Annotated in this window: 19 protein-coding genes; 17 read left to right on the top strand and 2 right to left on the bottom strand. The window is 64.7% G+C overall.

What is annotated here, in order from left to right:
• Positions 1 to 24 precede the first annotated feature (24 nt).
• The 7 genes from acpP to AVME950_RS12420 all read left to right on the top strand — a co-directional run bounded on the left by acpP (position 25) and on the right by AVME950_RS12420 (position 6,163).
• On the top strand, positions 25 to 264 hold the full coding sequence (gene acpP, locus AVME950_RS12390; RefSeq protein ID WP_003058049.1) for an acyl carrier protein: 240 nt from the start codon (positions 25 to 27) through the stop codon (positions 262 to 264).
• A 40-nt stretch (positions 265 to 304) separates the two neighbouring features.
• Complete coding sequence (gene fabF / locus AVME950_RS12395) at positions 305 to 1,549, top strand: beta-ketoacyl-ACP synthase II (protein WP_284430049.1); 1,245 nt, start codon at positions 305 to 307, stop codon at positions 1,547 to 1,549.
• A gap of 63 nt (positions 1,550 to 1,612) precedes the next feature.
• Positions 1,613 to 2,104, top strand: coding sequence for a hypothetical protein (locus AVME950_RS12400; protein WP_284430050.1), 492 nt, complete (start codon positions 1,613 to 1,615; stop codon positions 2,102 to 2,104).
• Between the two features lie 12 nt (positions 2,105 to 2,116).
• Complete coding sequence (rpoE, locus tag AVME950_RS12405; protein WP_284430051.1) at positions 2,117 to 2,743, top strand: RNA polymerase sigma factor RpoE; 627 nt, start codon at positions 2,117 to 2,119, stop codon at positions 2,741 to 2,743.
• Between the two features lie 53 nt (positions 2,744 to 2,796).
• Complete coding sequence (locus AVME950_RS12410) at positions 2,797 to 3,420, top strand: sigma-E factor negative regulatory protein (protein ID WP_284430052.1); 624 nt, start codon at positions 2,797 to 2,799, stop codon at positions 3,418 to 3,420.
• Between the two features lie 100 nt (positions 3,421 to 3,520).
• Positions 3,521 to 4,537 (top strand): MucB/RseB C-terminal domain-containing protein, encoded by a 1,017-nt coding sequence (locus tag AVME950_RS12415; RefSeq protein ID WP_284430053.1) that lies wholly within the window; start codon positions 3,521 to 3,523, stop codon positions 4,535 to 4,537.
• A gap of 141 nt (positions 4,538 to 4,678) precedes the next feature.
• Positions 4,679 to 6,163 (top strand): DegQ family serine endoprotease, encoded by a 1,485-nt coding sequence (locus AVME950_RS12420; RefSeq protein WP_502869408.1) that lies wholly within the window; start codon positions 4,679 to 4,681, stop codon positions 6,161 to 6,163.
• A 188-nt stretch (positions 6,164 to 6,351) separates the two neighbouring features.
• Here the strand turns inward: AVME950_RS12420 and AVME950_RS12425 are convergent, their stop codons facing one another.
• Positions 6,352 to 6,627: a hypothetical protein gene (locus AVME950_RS12425; RefSeq protein WP_284430054.1), complete on the bottom strand. Its 276-nt coding sequence runs from the start codon at positions 6,625 to 6,627 to the stop codon at positions 6,352 to 6,354.
• Between AVME950_RS12425 and lepA the strand changes: the two genes are divergently transcribed.
• The 10 genes from lepA to AVME950_RS12475 all read left to right on the top strand — a co-directional run bounded on the left by lepA (position 6,617) and on the right by AVME950_RS12475 (position 17,248).
• The gene (lepA, locus tag AVME950_RS12430) at positions 6,617 to 8,425 is read left to right on the top strand and encodes a translation elongation factor 4 (protein ID WP_284430055.1); all 1,809 of its coding nucleotides are present in this window, start codon (positions 6,617 to 6,619) and stop codon (positions 8,423 to 8,425) included. The two genes, AVME950_RS12425 and lepA, sit on opposite strands and share 11 nt — an antisense overlap.
• A 1-nt stretch (position 8,426) precedes the next feature.
• Positions 8,427 to 9,401: a signal peptidase I gene (lepB, locus tag AVME950_RS12435; RefSeq protein ID WP_284395954.1), complete on the top strand. Its 975-nt coding sequence runs from the start codon at positions 8,427 to 8,429 to the stop codon at positions 9,399 to 9,401.
• Positions 9,402 to 9,454: 53 nt separating this feature from the next.
• Positions 9,455 to 9,820, top strand: coding sequence for a DUF4845 domain-containing protein (locus tag AVME950_RS12440; protein WP_284395952.1), 366 nt, complete (start codon positions 9,455 to 9,457; stop codon positions 9,818 to 9,820).
• A 3-nt stretch (positions 9,821 to 9,823) separates the two neighbouring features.
• Entirely contained in the window at positions 9,824 to 10,507 is a 684-nt protein-coding gene (rnc, locus tag AVME950_RS12445; RefSeq protein ID WP_284395950.1) for a ribonuclease III, read from the top strand.
• Positions 10,504 to 11,520, top strand: coding sequence for a GTPase Era (gene era / locus AVME950_RS12450; protein ID WP_284430056.1), 1,017 nt, complete (start codon positions 10,504 to 10,506; stop codon positions 11,518 to 11,520). Before rnc ends, era begins: the two co-directional genes overlap by 4 nt.
• Positions 11,521 to 11,666: 146 nt before the next feature.
• Positions 11,667 to 12,446 (top strand): DNA repair protein RecO, encoded by a 780-nt coding sequence (gene recO / locus AVME950_RS12455; protein ID WP_284395947.1) that lies wholly within the window; start codon positions 11,667 to 11,669, stop codon positions 12,444 to 12,446.
• Entirely contained in the window at positions 12,443 to 13,222 is a 780-nt protein-coding gene (locus AVME950_RS12460) for a pyridoxine 5'-phosphate synthase (protein ID WP_284430057.1), read from the top strand. The genes recO and AVME950_RS12460 overlap by 4 nt, the downstream gene beginning before the upstream one ends.
• A 57-nt stretch (positions 13,223 to 13,279) precedes the next feature.
• Positions 13,280 to 13,672, top strand: a complete 393-nt coding sequence (gene acpS, locus AVME950_RS12465) for a holo-ACP synthase (RefSeq protein WP_284407044.1) — start codon at positions 13,280 to 13,282, stop codon at positions 13,670 to 13,672.
• Positions 13,673 to 13,732: 60 nt separating this feature from the next.
• Complete coding sequence (gene nagZ, locus AVME950_RS12470) at positions 13,733 to 14,896, top strand: beta-N-acetylhexosaminidase (RefSeq protein ID WP_284430058.1); 1,164 nt, start codon at positions 13,733 to 13,735, stop codon at positions 14,894 to 14,896.
• Positions 14,897 to 15,256: 360 nt separating this feature from the next.
• Positions 15,257 to 17,248, top strand: coding sequence for a DUF3300 domain-containing protein (locus AVME950_RS12475; protein WP_284430059.1), 1,992 nt, complete (start codon positions 15,257 to 15,259; stop codon positions 17,246 to 17,248).
• Positions 17,249 to 17,322: 74 nt separating this feature from the next.
• Here the strand turns inward: AVME950_RS12475 and AVME950_RS12480 are convergent, their stop codons facing one another.
• Positions 17,323 to 17,952 (bottom strand): mechanosensitive ion channel family protein, encoded by a 630-nt coding sequence (locus AVME950_RS12480; protein WP_284430246.1) that lies wholly within the window; start codon positions 17,950 to 17,952, stop codon positions 17,323 to 17,325.
• Positions 17,953 to 17,965: the final 13 nt, after the last annotated feature.

The raw sequence follows: 17,965 nt of genomic DNA on the forward strand, positions 1-17,965 counted from the left end.
ATTCACAACCCTCAAAGGGAAACCATGAGCGATATCGAAGCACGTGTCAAAAAGATCATTGCCGAACAACTCGGCGTTGAAGAATCGCAAGTCACCAATGAAAAGGCTTTTGTGGCCGACCTGGGCGCTGACTCGCTGGACACGGTGGAGCTGGTGATGGCGCTGGAAGACGAGTTCGGCATCGAGATTCCTGACGAAGACGCAGAGAAGATCACCACGGTGCAAAACGCCATCGACTACGCTAATACCCATCAGAAGGCCTGAGCGCCTTCAGTTCAGACAGATTCGTAGAAAGTCTTAGCGCATGAGCCGTCGTCGCGTCGTCGTGACCGGCCTGGGTTGCATCACCCCCGTCGGAAACACGGTGGCAGATGCCTGGGCCAACATCCTGGCCGGTCAATCCGGCATTGACCTCATCACCAAGTTCGACGCTTCGAACTTTGCCTGCAAGATCGCGGGTGAGGTCAAGGGATTCGATCTTGGCGCCTACATGAGCGCCAAGGATGCACGCACGATGGATACCTTCATCCATTACGGCATCGCTGCGGCGGATGAGGCGGTGCGTGATGCCGGCCTTCCGACCGGCGAGGCGTTGGACGAAGAGCTGGCAACGCGCATCGGCTGCATCATCGGGTCTGGGATTGGTGGGTTGCCGTTGATCGAAAACACCCATGCAGAACTGGAAAGCCGGGGTCCTCGCCGGATCACGCCTTTTTTTGTTCCAGCATCCATCATCAACATGGTGGCGGGTCATGTATCGATGCGCTTTGGTTTCAAAGGTCCGAACCTTTCTGTGGTGACGGCATGTACTACGGGCCTGCATTGCATCGGTGAGGCAGCGCGCAAGATCGAGTATGGCGACGCCGATGTGGTGGTCGCCGGCGGCACGGAAGCCACGGTTTCTCCCCTGGGTGTGGGTGGCTTTGCTGCCATGCGCGCCTTGTCCACTCGCAACGATGATCCAAAGACTGCCTCCCGCCCATGGGACAAAGGCCGCGATGGCTTCGTATTGGGCGAGGGTGCAGGGGTGCTGGTGCTGGAAGAATACGAGCACGCCAAAGCCCGCGGCGCCAAGATATACGCAGAATTGTCCGGCTATGGCATGAGCGCCGATGCGGGGCACATGACGGCGCCCAATATGGACGGCCCTCGCCGCGCCATGCAGGCCGCGCTGCGCAATGCCGGTGTCAACGCCGAGGAGGTGGATTACCTCAATGCTCACGGCACCTCAACGCCATTGGGCGATTTGAACGAAACCCATGCGATCAAGGCCGCTTTGGGCGATCATGCCAAAAAGACGGTGATCAGCTCGACAAAGTCGATGACCGGCCATTTGCTGGGCGGTGCGGGTGGGATTGAAAGCGTGTTCACCGTGATGGCGTTGCGTGACCAGAAGGCGCCCCCAACCATCAATCTCTTCGAGCAAGACCCGGAATGCGATCTGGACTACTGCGCCAACGTCGCCCGAGACATGAAGATGAACATCGCGGTGAAGAACAATTTTGGTTTTGGCGGCACCAACGGCACGCTGGTTTTCAAGCGCGTTTGACGGGGTGGCCAGACCGCTGCGCGGTGCCGGTCGGCCAGCTGTGATGGAAGGGTGGGCTCGGCAATGACCCGCTCCGCCAAGTCTTTTCATGCCCCAGCGACCCGCCATGAGGTGGCGCGGAGCCGCATGTTGGGCTGGTTCATTGCTGGCGCCCTGCTTGCTGGCCTTGGGGGCTTTGCCGCGTGGATCGCGCAATCTGCTGGGGATGGCCTGCTTCGAGGCACTGTGTTCTTCGTCTTGTGGGGCGCGTTTGCCGGCCTGGCTTGGCGCTTTTGGTTCCGGCTGCCCGTGGGTACCCTGCATTGGGATGGTTTGCATTGGTCCTTGAATCAAAATGCAGAAATGCCTGTTGCAGGTGAATTGGTTGTCCATGCGGATTTCCAGTCTTTCCTCTTGGTGCAACTGCATGGAGTCGATGGCCGGACCCAGTGGTTGTGCCTCGAGCGTGCCCAGCCGCGGGAGGCCTGGGCGGCGCTGCGCCGTGCGGTATATTCGCGCCCCAAGCCAGAGCCCCGTGCCGACGGCATGTTCTCTGTCCGGCGCGGCGACGCGTGAGCCCCTTTTTTCATGACTGCTTCCATGCCCCCGCCTTCCGCCGACAGTGACCTTCAGCTTGTGGAGCGCACGGTTGCGGGTGACCAGAGGGCGTACGAACTGCTGGTGATCAAGTATCAGCGGCGCATCGAACGGCTCATTGGTCGCATGGTCCGCGACTCCGATCTCGTACAGGACATTGCCCAGGAAACGTTCATCCGAGCGTATCGCGCACTGCACCAATTCAGGGGGGAGGCGCAGTTCTATACCTGGCTCTATCGCATCGCGGTCAACACGGCCAAAAAGGCGCTGGTCGACATGAAGCGCAATCCCGTCATCTCGGAAAATGCCTTGCGAGGAAGTGATGACGACGATGAAACTTCCCGACTGGGGCATGAACTAACCACCGACGAGACGCCCGAGACCGTGCTCGCAGCCCAGGAAATCGCGGTGGCGGTGAACGCTGCAATGGATGCGCTGCCTGAAGATTTGCGCCAGGCGGTGACATTGCGTGAGATTGAAGGGTTGACCTACGAGGAGATTGCGGCTGCCATGGATTGCCCCATCGGCACCGTACGTTCCCGTATCTTTCGAGCGCGGGAAGCCATATCGGCCCGTGTCCGCCCTTTGTTGGAGAAGCAGTCGGGCAAGCGGTGGTAGCGCGGTGTGAATGGCAGAGCAGTGAAGCAAAACGTGATGGCTGGGGAACGACCATGAATGACGATCTGAAAATGCGTGAACATTTGTCTGCCCTTGCGGATGGGCAGCTGCGAGGGCAGGAGTTTGGTCAAGCCGTGGACTATGCCAGCAGCAATGCGGACGGCTTTGAAACGTGGCAGATGTATCACCTGATCGGCGACGTGCTTCGCTCTTCCGAGTTGGCGCGTCCGGTGAATTCCTCACTGGTGGACCGGCTTCGCAGCCAGATCGAAGCGGAGGGCATTCAGCGCCCTCCGTTGGTGGCCAGTGCCGTCGTGCAAGGGGCTGTCGCGGAGGTCGTGACGCCTGCTGTGGCTGCCAATGCCTCCGTGTTTCGCTGGAAAATGGCTGCGGGTTTTGCTTCGCTCGCCGCTGTCGGGGCAATCGGATGGACGGCCATGACGGGGATTCAGGCTGGGTCCGAAGGAGCGAAGATGGCTTCCGCTGCGCCAGTGACCGCCGCTCCTGCGGCGGTGGCGGTGGCAGACGCAACGGAAGGAAGCGCACCGCAGGTCATGATCCGCGATCCGCGGCTGGATGAGTTGCTGGCCGCGCACAAACAGTTTGGCAATACGTCGGCGCTGCAAATGCCGGCGGGTTTTCTGCGCAATGCTACCTTCGAGGCTCCGGCGCGCTGAGATCGTGAAGACAGGCCAGGAAGGCCCCTTGTACGCCGCTCACCAGCCTCGAGTCAGAGGTGTTCGTGCCTTGGCGGGCTACCTGAATAGGGCGGCTTCAATGCGCCACGCTCTGGCGTGGGTGCTGCTAGTGGCCGGTTCGGGCCACGCGTTGGCCGGGCCGCCGCCCGCCGTTGCTGCATCCAGTGCGGTGGTGTCTGGCGACGCACGCTCCATTTCCGGATGGCTGGAGCGCATTCATCGCGCCTCCCGAGAGCACAGCTACAGCGGTACTTTTGTGGTGTTGTCTGCATCGGGCGCCATGGTGAGTTCCCGAATCTGGCATGCGGCCGATGGAAATGACCAGATCGAGCGCATCGAGGCATTGAACGGGTCGCCCCGCGTGGTCTATCGCCGGGAGGGGCTCGTCCGCACCTTCTTGCCCCAGGCGCGCATGGTGCGCGAGGATCGTCGCGACATGCCCAGCTTGTTCCCGCGGCTGCCGGAAACGGCTGATCGCGGACTGGATGCGCACTACACGGTGCAGACCTTGGGGCGTGAACGCGTTGCGGGCCACGAAAGTGAAGTGGCTTGGCTGCGACCCAGGGATGGGCTGCGATTCGGTTACCGCATGTGGGTGGCCGAAGCCTCGGGTTTGATCTTGAAGCTGCAGACCCTCGACCTGCGAGGGCGTGTGCTGGAGCAGGCGGCGTTTTCTCAGCTGGAGCTGGATAACGCGGTGCCATTTGCGCGCCTCGTGGGCATGATGGATGACGTACGCGACTTCCGGGTGGTCAGGGTTGCCATGCGCAAGACCACCGCGCAAGCCGAAGGCTGGCGTCTGAGAGCGCCGGTGGGTGGGTTCACCCCTGGGGATTGCTACAAGCAAGAGGATGCGGCTGTTGCGCAGTCGGGCCTTCCCTTGCATTGCCTGCTCTCGGATGGGCTGGCGACGGTCTCGCTCTTCCTGGAGCCTTACGACGCCTCCCGCCATGCTGCCGGCCCGAGCGCGGGCAGCATGGGGGCCACCCAGACCCTGGCGCAACGCGTTTCAGGCAACATGTGGCTCACGGCGGTGGGTGAGGTGCCGCAGGAAACCTTGCGGCTGGTGGCCGAGCAATTGGAATACGCCCGTTGAGCAGTGCCGCTGCTGCCCAAGCCGTCCCACCGGGGCGGATGCATGGGCTGCTGACTGTGGTGTGGCGGGAACCAAATGTGAACCTTGCAATACGAAGTCCTTTTGCTGCTCCCGATGTCTCCTCTGAATTTTGAAAGAACGATGATGCCGATGACGACGAACTGGAAAAATCTGCAATCGTGCGCGGTGGCTGTCGCGATGGCATTGACCGCTGCCTCTGCGGCTGTGCCTGTCACTGTGTTGGCGCAAACGCCGCCACCCACGGTCCGGGGCCTGCCGGATTTCACGGACCTGGTGGATCAGGTCGGGCCGTCGGTGGTCAACATCCGCACGCTGGAAAAGGCCGCGGAGCGTGCCGGCCCGAACGCCATGGACGAGGAGATGCTCGAGTTCTTCCGCCGCTTCGGCGTGCCCGTGCCGCCCAATGCGCAGCGCCAGCAGCGCCCCCGTGCACAGCCCGAGGAAGAGCAGCCACGCGGCGTGGGCTCTGGCTTCATCCTCACGCAAGACGGCTATGTGATGACCAACGCGCACGTGGTGGAGGGCGCGGACGAGGTCATCGTCACCCTGACCGACAAGCGCGAGTTCAAAGCCAAGATCGTGGGCGCCGACAAGCGTACGGATGTGGCCGTGGTCAAGATCGAAGCCACCGGATTGCCGGCCGTCAAGGTGGGCGATCTCAACCGGCTGCGGGTCGGTGAGTGGGTCATGGCGATCGGCTCGCCCTTCGGGCTTGAAAACTCTGTGACCGCGGGCATCGTCAGCGCCAAGCAGCGCGATACGGGCGATTACCTGCCCTTCATCCAGACGGACGTCGCGATCAACCCGGGCAATTCCGGCGGACCGTTGATCAACATGCGTGGCGAGGTCGTCGGCATCAACAGCCAGATCTACTCTCGCTCGGGCGGCTTTATGGGGATCTCCTTCGCCATTCCGATGGATGAGGCCATTCGGGTCAGCGACCAGTTGCGTGCTACGGGTCGCGTGACGCGCGGGCGCATCGGCGTGCAGATCGGCCAGGTCACCAAGGATGTGGCCGAGTCGATCGGTCTGGGCAAGCCCCAGGGGGCGCTCGTGAGTGGGGTGGAGGCGGGGTCTCCTGCCGACAAGGCGGGCGTGGAGGCGGGTGACATCATCACGAAGTTCGACGGCAAGACCATCGAAAAAACCGCCGATCTGCCGCGCCTGGTGGGCAATACCAAGCCGGGCAACAAGAGCACCGTGACGGTCTTCCGCCGAGGTGCCAGCAAAGATCTCTCCATTACCGTGGCCGAGATCGAGTCGGATGACAAGCCGGTGGCGAGCAAAGGTGGCGAGCGTGAAAGCGCAAAACCCAAGCCTTCTCCAGCCGCCCAGCAACTGGGCCTGGCGGTTGCAGAGCTGACTGAAGCCCAGAAAAAGGAGCTGAAGCTCAAGGGAGGGCTGCGTGTCAACGCGGCCACGGATTCGGCCGCGCGTGCCGGCCTGCGCGAAGGTGACGTGATTCTTTCCATCGCCAATATCGAAGTGGCCAACCTGAAGGACTTCGAGGCGGCCCTGGCCAAGGCAGACAAGAGCAAGCCCATCAACGTGCTGTTCCGCCGCGGCGAATGGGCCCAATATGCGTTGATCCGTCCGGCACGTTGACCGGTGAACGCACAAAGCCCCATCCCAAAGTGGGGTTTGGGGCCTTTGCGCAGAAATCCGGTTTGGTCCCTCAACGTTTTTGCGCGGCATTTCCATTGATCGTTTTCGATAGAATGGCGCCTGCTTTGCACGGCTTAACTGCATATCGATTCAATTCTGCGCCACCATGTGGGATGGTCTTTAACCATTCACAGGTGATCCACAGTGTGCCCACAAGTTATTCCGGAAGTGGAAAGCGTTTTGTGAATAAGCTGTGTATAAAATGCGCGTTGCAAGCCGGCAACGCCTTCTGAACCTTCTCGGGCGGACTTTCCCTCTCGGCCTTTTTGCCTACAATGAAGTTCCAACCATCGCAGTTGCCAAATGATTGTTGGTTCAGGGCGCGTCACCATTTGACGCGCCCTTTTTTCTTGTGCGCTCCGTTTTAATTCAATCACTTGTCGCTTTCCCTTGATGAACCACATCAGAAATTTTTCCATCATTGCGCACATCGACCATGGCAAATCGACCTTGGCGGATCGCTTGATTCAGCGCTGTGGCGGGCTTGCCGAGCGTGATATGGAAGCCCAGGTGCTCGACTCGATGGACATCGAAAAAGAGCGTGGGATAACCATCAAGGCGCAGACGGCGGCGCTGCAATACAAGGCCAAAGACGGCCAGATCTACAACCTCAATCTGATCGACACTCCGGGCCACGTGGACTTCTCGTATGAAGTCTCGCGCTCGCTTTCGGCCTGCGAAGGTGCGCTGCTGGTCGTCGATGCGTCGCAGGGCGTGGAAGCCCAGACCGTGGCCAACTGCTACACCGCGCTGGACCTCGGCGTGGAAGTGGTGCCCGTGCTGAACAAGATGGACCTGCCGAACGCGGATCCCGACAACGCGAAGGCCGAAGTCGAGGACGTGATCGGCATCGATGCGACCGATGCGATTCCCTGCTCTGCCAAGACGGGCATGGGCATCGATGAGATTCTCGAAGCCATCGTGGCCAAGGTGCCTGCGCCGCGCGGCGAGGCCGATGGCCCGCTGCGCGCGATGATCATCGACAGTTGGTTCGATCCGTACGTCGGCGTCGTGATGCTGGTGCGCGTGGTCGATGGCCGCCTGCTGAAGGGCGAGCGCTTCAAGATGATGGCCAGCGGCGCGGTGTACAACGCCGACAACCTGGGTGTGTTCACGCCCGCGAACGAATCGCGCAACTCGCTCGACGCCGGCCAGGTGGGCTACATCATTGCCGGCATCAAGGAACTGCAGGCCGCCAAGGTGGGCGACACCATCACGCTGGAAAAGAAGCTGCCCAACAATGCCGGTCCGGCGACCGAAGCGCTGCCGGGGTTCAAGGAAATCCAGCCCCAGGTGTTTGCCGGCCTGTACCCGACCGAAGCGAGCGAGTACGACTCGCTGCGCGATGCGCTGGAAAAGCTCAAGCTCAACGATGCCTCGCTGCACTACGAGCCCGAAGTCAGCCAGGCGCTGGGCTTCGGCTTTCGCTGCGGCTTCCTGGGCCTGCTGCACATGGAAATCGTGCAGGAACGCCTGGAGCGCGAGTTCGACCAGGACCTGATCACGACCGCGCCCAGCGTGGTCTACCAGGTGGTGAAGGCCGACGGCGAAGTGGTGATGGTCGAGAACCCCTCCAAGATGCCCGACCAGGGCCGACTGGAGGAGGTGCGCGAGCCCATCGTGACGGTGCATCTCTACATGCCGCAAGACTACGTCGGCCCGGTGATGACGCTGGCCAACCAGAAGCGTGGCGTGCAGATGAACATGGCCTACCACGGCCGCCAGGTCATGCTGACCTACGAGATGCCGCTGGGCGAGATCGTGCTGGACTTCTTCGACAAGCTCAAGTCGGTGTCGCGCGGCTATGCATCGATGGACTACGAATTCAAGGAGTACCGAGCTTCCGACGTGGTGAAGGTGGACATCCTGCTCAACGGCGAGAAGGTCGATGCGCTGTCCATCATCGTGCACCGCTCGCAGTCGCAGTACCGCGGCCGTGCCGTGGTGGCCAAGATGCGCGAGATCATCAGCCGCCAGATGTACGACGTGGCCATCCAGGCGGCGATCGGCGCGAACATCATCGCGCGCGAAACCATCAAGGCGTTGCGCAAGAACGTGCTGGCAAAATGCTACGGCGGCGACATCAGCCGCAAGCGCAAGCTTCTCGAGAAACAAAAAGCAGGCAAGAAACGCATGAAGCAGATCGGTTCGGTGGAAGTGCCCCAGGAAGCGTTCCTGGCCATTTTGCAGGTGGAAGACTGAGATGCAGGCCATGCAATACGTGACCTCCGTGATCCTCGCCGCCTTCGTGGCCTATGTCGGGGCCTGGTACATGGGGGCCATCGAAGGCAATTTCGCCCTGCTGCTGTTCCTGGCCACCGTGGTGACGGGCGCCTATTGGCTGGCCGAGCGGCTGGTCTTCCTGCCACGCCGCCGCAGGGCGGCCCAGGCGATCGAAGATGCGGCGGCGCAGCGGCGCGCCGAACTGGACCGCATGGGCATCCAGAAGGTGGACGGCGACGTGCAGGAGGCCAAGGACCGCATCCTGATGCAGCCCTGGTGGCTGGACTGGACCGCCGGCCTGTTCCCGGTGATCGCCGTGGTGTTCCTGCTGCGCTCGTTCCTGTTCGAGCCGTTCAAGATTCCCTCGGGCTCGATGATTCCCACGCTGCTGGTGGGCGACCTGATCCTGGTGAACAAGTTCACCTACGGCATCCGCCTGCCCGTCATCAACACCAAGCTCACGCAGGGCAATGCGCCCCAGCGCGGCGATGTGATGGTGTTCCGCTACCCGCCCCAGCCCAGCATGGACTACATCAAGCGCGTGGTGGGCGTGCCCGGCGACGAAGTGGCCTACCTGAACAAGCGCCTCACGGTGAATGGGCAGGTGGTGGAAACCTCCGCCGTGCCGGACTTCTTCGACGAAGACACGATGCGCTACTTCAAGCAGTTCGAAGAGCAGCTGGGCGACCACCGCCACCGCATGATCAACAACCCCGACGTGCCGGCCTTCGTCCAGGGCGCCAGCGATTTCGCGAACCGCCAGAACTGCCGCTACAGCGTCGAGGGGGTGGTGTGCAAGGTGCCCGAGGGCCAGTATTTCATGATGGGCGACAACCGGGATAACTCCCTCGATTCGCGCTACTGGGGCTTCGTGCCGGACGCCAACATCGTGGGCAAGGCCTTCTTCGTCTGGATGAACTTCGGCAACCTCAAGCGCATCGGTCCGTTTCGCTGAGCACCGGCTTCGCACGTTTCACCACCGCCAATACCAAAGAGGGGTAGATTACCATGGCATTGCACCGTACCGCCAGCCGCGCGCGCCAGCGCGGCCTGTCGTTCATCGGACTGATTTTCATCGGCCTGCTGGCCGTGGCCGCCTTTGCCATCGGCGGGCAGTCGGTGCCGATCTTCCTGGAGTACCAGGCCATCAGCAAGGCCGCCAACAAGGCCGCGCGGGAAGGCAGTTCAGTGCCGGACGTGCGCGCCATCTTCGACCGTGCCGCATCGATCGACAACATCAGCTCGGTCCAGGGCAAGGACCTCGAGGTGACCAAGCGCAACGAGAAGATCGTCGTGTCCTTCAGCTACTCGCGCGAGATCGCCCTGGCCGGCCCGGCCTATCTCGTTTATCGATTCCAAGAACAGACCAAGTAGTCGGTGCAACCCAGCCTTTCCGCACTGCAGGACCGCCTGCAGCATGCTTTCTCCGATCCTTCGCTGCTGCAGCGCGCCATCACGCACCGCAGCTTTTCCGCCGACCACAATGAGCGCCTGGAGTTCCTGGGCGATTCCGTCCTCAGCCTGGCGGTGTCGAGCCTGCTGTACCAGCGCCTGCGCGATCTGCCCGAGGGTGATTTGTCCCGCGTGCGGGCCAATCTGGTCCGGCAGGAGACCCTCCATGAACTGGCATTGCGCCTGAAGCTGCCCGACGTGCTGCGCCTGGGCGAGGGCGAGGCCAAATCGGGCGGCAAGCTGCGGCCATCCATCCTGGCCGACGCGCTGGAGGCGCTCATCGGCGCGGTGTACCTCGATGCCGGGTACCTGCAGGCCGAGGCCCTGGTGCACCGGCTCTTCCAGAGCGTGGAGATCAACCCGCAGATGGAGGCGGCCGCCAAGGACCCCAAAACCGCGTTGCAGGAGTGGCTGCAGGGTCGCAAAATGAAGTTGCCGCAGTACCGGGTGGTGGGTACGGTGGGGGCTGCACACCGCCAGACCTTCGATGTGGAGTGCGAAATCTCCGAACTGGGCCTGACCGAGCGCGGCATCGGCGGCTCACGCCGGGCAGGCGAGCAGGCGGCGGCAGCGGCCATGCTGGTCCTATTGAAAGCGAAGAATCCATGAATGAAGATGCTACAAAAAATGTAGCTGGTGGCGCAGATGAATCTAGCGCTGACGGCCAAAATGACCTGGAAGCGATGCTGGCAGCCGCCAAGCCGGCCAGCGCCCCGGCGGATGCCACCGGCCAGCGTTGCGGCCTGATCGCCATCGTGGGCAAGCCCAATGTGGGCAAGTCCACGCTGCTCAATGCGCTGGTGGGGCAGAAGATCAGCATCACCTCGCGCAAGGCGCAGACCACGCGCCACCGGATCACCGGCATCCGCACGATGGAGCAGACGCAGTTCGTGTTCGTCGACACGCCGGGCTTCCAGACCAAGCACAGCACGGCGCTCAACAAGTCGCTCAACAAGACGGTGATGGGCGCCATCGGCGATGTGGACCTGATTCTTTTCGTGGTCGAGGCCGGCAGCTTCACGCTGGCCGATGCCAAGGTGCTGTCGCTGTTCAAGCCTGGCATCCCCACGCTGCTGATCGCCAACAAGCTCGATACGGTGCACCGCCGCGCGGAAATCGCGCCGTGGCTCAAGGGCATGCAGGAGCGCCATCCGTTCGCCGAGTTCGTGCCCATGTCGGCCAAGAACAAGGGCGACATCGAGCGCCTGTTCGGCATCTGCGCCAAGTACCTGCCCGAGCAGGCCTGGTGGTATGCCGAGGACGAGCTGACCGACCGCAGCGAGAAGTTCCTGGCCTCGGAGACGGTGCGCGAGAAGCTGTTTCGCTTCACGGGGGACGAATTGCCCTACACCTCGACCGTCGTCATCGACAAGTTCGAGGAAGAAAAGGGCAAGACCAAGAGCCGCATGATCCGCATCGCCGCCACCATCGTGGTGGAGCGCGACGGCCACAAAGCCATGGTGATCGGGGAGAAGGGCGAGCGCCTCAAGCGCATCGGCACCGAAGCGCGGCAAGAGCTGGAAAAGCTCATGGACGCCAAGGTGTTCATCGAGATCTGGGTCAAGGTGCGTTCCGGCTGGGCCGACGACGAAGCGCGCGTGCGCTCGTTCGGCTACGAGTGAATCGACCCTGCGCTGCTTCGGCGGCCTCGGCGCCGTGGGCCACCCCGGGGCTCGGCGCACCCGTGTGCCGGGTGCCCGACCCAAAGAAAACCCTCATCCAGCGCTTGTCCATCAAGCACTGGTCGCTATTGAAAGAATAGCAACCCATGGCTGTGCGCCGTATTGCCGACGAACCCGCCTATGTGCTGCACCGCTACGACTGGAGCGAGTCCAGCCTGATCCTGGATGTGTTCACGCGGCACCATGGCCGGGTCGCGCTGGTCGCCAAGGGCGCCAAGAAGCCCACCTCCAACTTTCGCCCCGTGCTGCTGCCGCTGCAACCACTGCGGGTCAACTACACCCTGTCGGGCGATGGACAGGGCGAGATCCATGCGCTCAAGGGCGCGGAGTGGGTGGGCGGGCACGTCATGCCCACGGGCGATGCGTTGCTGTCGGGTCTGTACCTCAACGAACTGCTGATGCGCCTGATGGCCCGCGAGGATGCCCATGCGCCTCTGTTCGACGCCTATGCCGGCGTGGTGCGGGTGCTCGGCAGCGAGCACGGCGATGCGCTCGAACCCGTGCTGCGCAGCTTCGAACTGCTGCTGCTGCGCGAGATCGGGCTGCTGCCCAGCCTGGGCGCCGAAACGGTCACGCTGGCGCCCTTGCAGCCACCCACCCGGTACACGCTGGTGCCCGAGGCCGGGCTGCGCGCCGCAACAGCCACCGACCGCGCCACGCTGGCCGGCGCGCAATGGCTGGCGCTGCAGCGCGCGCTGGAGGCGGGCGAGGGCGCCAGCTACACCGCCACGCTGCGCGTGATCGCCCAGGCCGGCACGCCGATGGCGGCCGAACTCAAACCCCAGTTGCGCACGCTGCTGCAATACCATTGCGGCAGCCCGGTGCTGCGCACGCGCCAGCTCATGATGGACCTGCAATCGCTATGACCCTTTCCTCCGCCGCTCCCGCCCGCACCGCCCTGTCGGTCAATGTCAACAAGGTGGCCCTGGTGCGCAACACGCGCCACCTGGGCATTCCCAGCGTCACGCGCGCTTCGCTGCTGTGCCTGCAGGCGGGCGCCCAGGGCATCACGGTGCATCCGCGGCCGGACGAGCGCCACATCCGGGCTGGCGACGTGCACGACTTGGCCGCGCTGATGAAGGACTGGCCGGACCGCGAATTCAACATCGAGGGCAACCCGTCGCAGAACCTCATGGATTTCATCCGCGAGGTGCGGCCGCAGCAGGCCACCTTCGTGCCCGACAGCGAAGACCAGTTCACCAGCGACCACGGCTGGAGCTTTCCGCAGGATGCCGAGCGGCTGGCGCCGCTGATCGCCGAATGCCACCGACTGGGCGTGCGCGTGAGCCTGTTCATGGACCCGCTGCCCGCCCAGATGGCCGCCGCCCGTGCCGTGGGCGCCGACCGCGTGGAGCTGTACACCGAGCCCTATGCCGCCGCCTGGGGCACCGGAGGCCAGGCCGCCGAACTGGAGCGCTACCGCGCGGCGGCCCAGGCCGCCCTGGATGCCGGCCTGGGCGTGAACGCCGGGCACGACCTGAACCGCGACAACCTGGCCGCCTTCGTGCAGGGCGTGCCCGGATTGTTGGAGGTGTCCATCGGGCACGCGCTCATCGCCGATGCGCTGGAATTGGGCTATGCCGCCACGGTGCAGGCCTACCAGCGCTGCATCGAAGAGGGCATGGCTGCCAAATGCTCCTGATTTGATAGCAATATGCCGGCGATTTTCATGCCTTGGAGGCAGATTGGACCCTGAAACATGATCTACGGCATCGGCACCGACATCTGCGACATCCGCCGCATCCGCGCCAGCCTGGAGCGCCACGGCGACCGCTTCGCCGAGAAGGTGCTGGCCGAGGGCGAGCTGTCCACCTGGCGCGAGCGCGGCGCGCGCTGGCCCGAACGCGGCGTGCGCTACCTCGCCACCCGGTTCTCGGCCAAGGAGGCTTTCAGCAAGGCCATCGGCATGGGGATGCGCATGCCCATGACCTGGCGGCACTGCGAGGTGGCCAAGCTGCCCAGCGGGCAGCCGGTGATCGTGCTGCACGGCGCGCTCAAGGAATGGTTCGAGGCCCAGGGCCTGCAGTGCCACCTGAGCGTGACCGACGAATCCGACTACGCGGCGAGCTTTTGCGTGGTCGAAAAGAAATAAGGCCCCACCGCAATGCGGTATTGCCTGGATTGCTATTAAAAAGTGAGTGAACCCCTGGCCATGACTTTCGAACACGCCCCCCTCATCCTCGACGTTGCCGGCACCGAACTCACCGCGGCGGACCGCCGCCGCCTGGCGCACCCGCTCACGGGCGGCGTGATCCTGTTCACGCGCAACTGGCAGGATCGCGCGCAGTTGCTGGCGCTCACCAGCGCCATCAAGGCCGTGCGGGACGATCTGCTGATCTGCGTGGACCACGAAGGCGGCCGCGTGCAGCGCTTTCGCAGCGATGGCTTCACCCAGCTGCCGCCCATGCGGGCGTTCGGCGAGCTGTGGATGCAGGGCGACGGCCGGGGCGCCAAGGCCGTGCCGGGCAGCGGCGCGCTGCGCGCCACCAATGCGGCGACCGCCGCCGGCTACGTGCTGGGCAGCGAGCTGCGGTCGTGCGGCGTGGACTTCAGCTTCACGCCGGTGCTGGACTTGGACTGGTCCGATGAGGCGCCCCGAGGCAGCGCGGGACGCGTGCAGCGGCCCGGTGTTTCCCGCAGCAGCGTGATCGGCGACCGGGCCTTCCACCGCGATCCGCGCGTGGTGGCCCTGCTGGCCAAAAGCCTCATGCACGGTCTGCTGCAGGCGGGCATGGCCAATTGCGGCAAGCATTTTCCGGGGCATGGCTTCGTTCGCGCCGATTCGCACACGGACATTCCCGTGGACCCGCGCAGCCTGAAAGCCCTGCTGGCTGACGACGCGGCGCCGTACCCCTGGCTGTCGAGCACGCTCACCAGCGTGATGCCCGCCCACGTGATCTACCCCAAGGTGGACAGCCGGCCGGCGGGTTTTTCGCGGCGCTGGCTGCAGGACATCCTGCGCCAGCAACTGCGTTTCGACGGGGCGGTCTTCAGCGACGACCTGAGCATGGAAGGCGCGCGCCGCATCGACGGCCAGACGGTGAGCTACACCGATGCGGCCGTGGCGGCGCTCGATGCGGGCTGCGACCTGGTGCTGCTGTGCAACCAGAGCCTCGTGGGCGAGGGCGACCGCCAAGGCGAAGCGCTGGACGAACTGCTGGAGGGATTGCAGCAGGCCTGTGACGATGGCCGCTGGCATGCCAGCCCCGACAGCGAATCCCGCCGCGTGGCGCTGCTGCCGGAAACGCTGCCCCAGCCCTGGGACGAACTGATGCTGCAGCCCGCCTATCTGCAGGCGCTCGAACTGTTGCCATGAGCGGGGCGGCTTTCTCGGCGCATTGGTAACCAATCGTTGTGCGGCCCACCGCTGCGTCCGGTGGCTGGCTGGTGCCTTCAAAGGGAAAAGTCGCCTCCCGCATTGCCATTAACCGCGAAAAACGCTGTTTCCAGCCTTCGCAGTGACTGGCACCGGGGCGAGGGCCGACAGCGCACGACGAACATTGGCCTACAACTGGCGGTCAACGCGAGGCATAACGTGCCGTTCTGAAGAGACCATCTGCCGACGAAGTGCCGACGCACGCCGGACCGGGTTTTCGCATCGGCCCACGGTGGATGGTTCAGGAGAAAAACCATGGCGCCCCTTGCAGACCCTCGTGCTTCCCAAACCCACGCCGCCTTGCCGCTCCAACCGGCGGCGACCGCACCCACATCCCTCCGCACTGCGGGCCTGCAGCGCGCATCGAGCGGCATGGCGCTGTCGCTCATCGCCGTTTGTGCCCTGACCGCCTGCAATCGCCAGAACTCTTCTCCGAGGGTGCCGCCACCCGCGCCATCCGCCGCGGCAGCGCCCGTGGCTGCGCCGGAGGCCGCGCCCGTGGCCGTCCGCTACACGCCTCCCAGCGCGGATGCGCTCTACCAGATGGTTGCTCCCATCGCGCTGTATCCGGACAAGCTGGTGGCGCAGGTGCTGGCCGGTGCGACCTACCCCGACCAGGTCACGGCCGCGGAAACCTGGCTGGGGCAAAACCCGTCGCTGAAGGCTGCCGCGCTGACGGATGCGGTGGACCAGCAACCGTGGGACCCGAGCATCAAGTCGCTGACCGCCTTCCCGAACGTGCTGGAGCAGATGGCCTCCAACCTGCCCTGGACGGTGGCGCTGGGCAAGGCCTACTACAACGACCCGACGGACGTGATGAACGCCATCCAGGTCATGCGCTCGCGCGCCAGCAAGGCGGGCACGCTCAAAAGCTCGCCGCACCTGCGCGTGGCCACCGTCACGGCCGCGCCGCCGAGCCCACCGCCACCGGCGGACCTGCAGCAACCCGTGGCCGTCTATAGCGGGCCCACGGTGGTGGTGCCGCCGCCCATCTATATCTCCATCGAACCGGCCGACGTCCAGGCGGTGTACGTGCCGCGCTATGACCCGCAGGTGGTGTATGGCACGCCGGTGCCGCTGTACTCGAGCTATCGCTGGGCCGCGCCCGCCCCGGTCTATTCGTCAGGGGTGGCCGTGGGGCCCGACCCCGTGGCCGTGGGCGCGCTGGCCTTCGGCGTCGGTGTGCTGGTGGGCGCGGTCGCATCGCACCACCACCATTGGGGCTGGGATGCCTGGGGCGTCAACTGGGGTCGGCCACCGGAGCGCGCGGCCTGGGTCCAGGGCGCGCCCTTGCCGCCGCCGGTGGTGCGTCCCGCCGTGGTGTACCGGGGCAACACCTACATCTCGCAGTCCCGCACGGTGGTGGAGAACATCCACAACCGAGTCACCGTGAACAACATCTACGAGCGTGCACCGGACGGTGGCCGTCCTGCGGCCGTGGCGGCCGCGATGCCGGCAGCGCCGGCCGCTCCGATGCCGGCCATGAATCCGATGGCATCGCGTGTCCCGCCAGACCGCGACCACCATGCCATGGCGCAGGCGGCCATGCTGCCGCACGCTCCGGGCCAGGACCGGCATCTTGTGCCGCCAGGCCAGTCTGCCGTGGTGCCATCGCCGCAGGTTCAGGCCATGGTGCCTCCGCAGCGACCCCAGGGGGCGCGTGAATTCCAGAACGCCGGGCGCGCGGAGGAGCGGGTGCATGCCCCGCGGGCAGCGCTGCCCAGCGTTCCTGGCCAACCCCCAATGCAGGCCCATGCTGCTGCAGACCCGCGGGCAGTGCCCGGGGCAGCACAGCCGCACCGCGAGGTGGCGTTGCCGTCCAACAGACCGGAAGGGATGGCGCCGCACGCGCTGACCGCACCAGGGGTGGTGCCGGGCGCTTCGAGCCGGGAGCCCCACCGGGAGAATCCGCGCGTACAGATGGGGGCCGGCCCCGGCGCACAGGCACAGGCACAGGCACAGGCACAGGCACAGGCACAGGCACAGGCACAGGCACAGGCACAGGCACAGGCACAGGCACAGGCACAGGCACAGGCACAGCGGGCCCTGCCGAGGCCCGAGCATGTTCAGCACATGGCGCCGCAAGGGCAGGCCCAGGGCGCGGCGGAACGTGCCCCGCACAACATGCCGCCACCCACCATGCAGCGGCCCATGCCTGCGATGCCGCACGGGCCGGCCGCACCCCGACCCGTCGCCGTGCAGCCGCCCCATGCCTCGCCGGCGCCAGCGCAGCATGGCCATGGGCCGGAAGCGGCCCACCGGCCCGAAGGGCGCCGGCACGGCGAAAGCTGAATGGCCGGCACGTGGTGCCTGCCACGCTGAAAATCGCTGCGGCCTTGCGTGAGCCGGCAGCAGACCTGGCAGGGTCAGACCGTTTCCAGGCTGGAAGAGGCCTCGGCCGAGGCAGCGTCTTCCGGCGCGGCATCCGCCCTGCGCGGAGGCCCGCCCTTCCAACGCCGCACCACGCGCTGGAAGATCAGGGTATTGGGAATCTGCAGCAGTGCGCCGTCCGGCCCCGTGTCGAAGTCTTCCAGGGTGGTGTAGAGCAGGTTGATGTCGATCACGCGCCCCTTGGCACCCGGTTTTTCCGCCGTGTCCAACACCTCGATGTAGTCGCCCAGGCGGAACGGGCCCACGGTGAAGATGAGCAGCGCGCAGAACAGGTTGGACAGCACGCTCCACGCGGCGAAGAAGGCCACGGCACCCACGGTGGCGAATCCGGTGAAGGCGGTCCACAGCACGGTGGCGGAAACACCCAGGCGCTCCAGCACGAGCAGCAGCGCGCTGCCCATGATGATCCAGCGCAGCAGGCCGTTGATCGGCACCATCATCTCGATGGGCCACTGGTAATGGTGGCCGGCACGCCCCACCAGCCGTCGCAGTGTGCGCTGCAGCACCACGGCGACGATCAGGATCAGGAGGATCTGCAGGCCCGGCACGATGATGTCGAGCCAGTCCCGGATCCAGTCGGGCAGGTAAGGTTGCAGGCGCAGCATGAAGGTCCAGTCG

Origin of the sequence: Acidovorax sp. SUPP950 (genome assembly GCF_030158935.1) — a bacterium.
Classification (GTDB): Bacteria; Pseudomonadota; Gammaproteobacteria; order Burkholderiales; family Burkholderiaceae_C; genus Paracidovorax.

Bases quoted from the DNA above. Each gene is read 5' to 3' on its own strand.
- acpP (WP_003058049.1), top strand. From the start codon at position 25: ATGAGCGATATCGAAGCACGTGTCAAAAAGATCATTGCCGAACAACTC.
- fabF (WP_284430049.1), top strand. From the start codon at position 305: ATGAGCCGTCGTCGCGTCGTCGTGACCGGCCTGGGTTGCATCACCCCC.
- AVME950_RS12400 (WP_284430050.1), top strand. From the start codon at position 1,613: ATGACCCGCTCCGCCAAGTCTTTTCATGCCCCAGCGACCCGCCATGAG.
- rpoE (WP_284430051.1), top strand. From the start codon at position 2,117: ATGACTGCTTCCATGCCCCCGCCTTCCGCCGACAGTGACCTTCAGCTT.
- AVME950_RS12410 (WP_284430052.1), top strand. From the start codon at position 2,797: ATGAATGACGATCTGAAAATGCGTGAACATTTGTCTGCCCTTGCGGAT.
- AVME950_RS12415 (WP_284430053.1), top strand. From the start codon at position 3,521: ATGCGCCACGCTCTGGCGTGGGTGCTGCTAGTGGCCGGTTCGGGCCAC.
- AVME950_RS12420 (WP_502869408.1), top strand. From the start codon at position 4,679: ATGATGCCGATGACGACGAACTGGAAAAATCTGCAATCGTGCGCGGTG.
- lepA (WP_284430055.1), top strand. From the start codon at position 6,617: ATGAACCACATCAGAAATTTTTCCATCATTGCGCACATCGACCATGGC.
- AVME950_RS12425 (WP_284430054.1), bottom strand. From the start codon at position 6,627: ATGTGGTTCATCAAGGGAAAGCGACAAGTGATTGAATTAAAACGGAGC.
- lepB (WP_284395954.1), top strand. From the start codon at position 8,427: ATGCAGGCCATGCAATACGTGACCTCCGTGATCCTCGCCGCCTTCGTG.
- AVME950_RS12440 (WP_284395952.1), top strand. From the start codon at position 9,455: ATGGCATTGCACCGTACCGCCAGCCGCGCGCGCCAGCGCGGCCTGTCG.
- era (WP_284430056.1), top strand. From the start codon at position 10,504: ATGAATGAAGATGCTACAAAAAATGTAGCTGGTGGCGCAGATGAATCT.
- recO (WP_284395947.1), top strand. From the start codon at position 11,667: ATGGCTGTGCGCCGTATTGCCGACGAACCCGCCTATGTGCTGCACCGC.
- AVME950_RS12460 (WP_284430057.1), top strand. From the start codon at position 12,443: ATGACCCTTTCCTCCGCCGCTCCCGCCCGCACCGCCCTGTCGGTCAAT.
- acpS (WP_284407044.1), top strand. From the start codon at position 13,280: ATGATCTACGGCATCGGCACCGACATCTGCGACATCCGCCGCATCCGC.
- nagZ (WP_284430058.1), top strand. From the start codon at position 13,733: ATGACTTTCGAACACGCCCCCCTCATCCTCGACGTTGCCGGCACCGAA.
- AVME950_RS12480 (WP_284430246.1), bottom strand. From the start codon at position 17,952: ATGCTGCGCCTGCAACCTTACCTGCCCGACTGGATCCGGGACTGGCTC.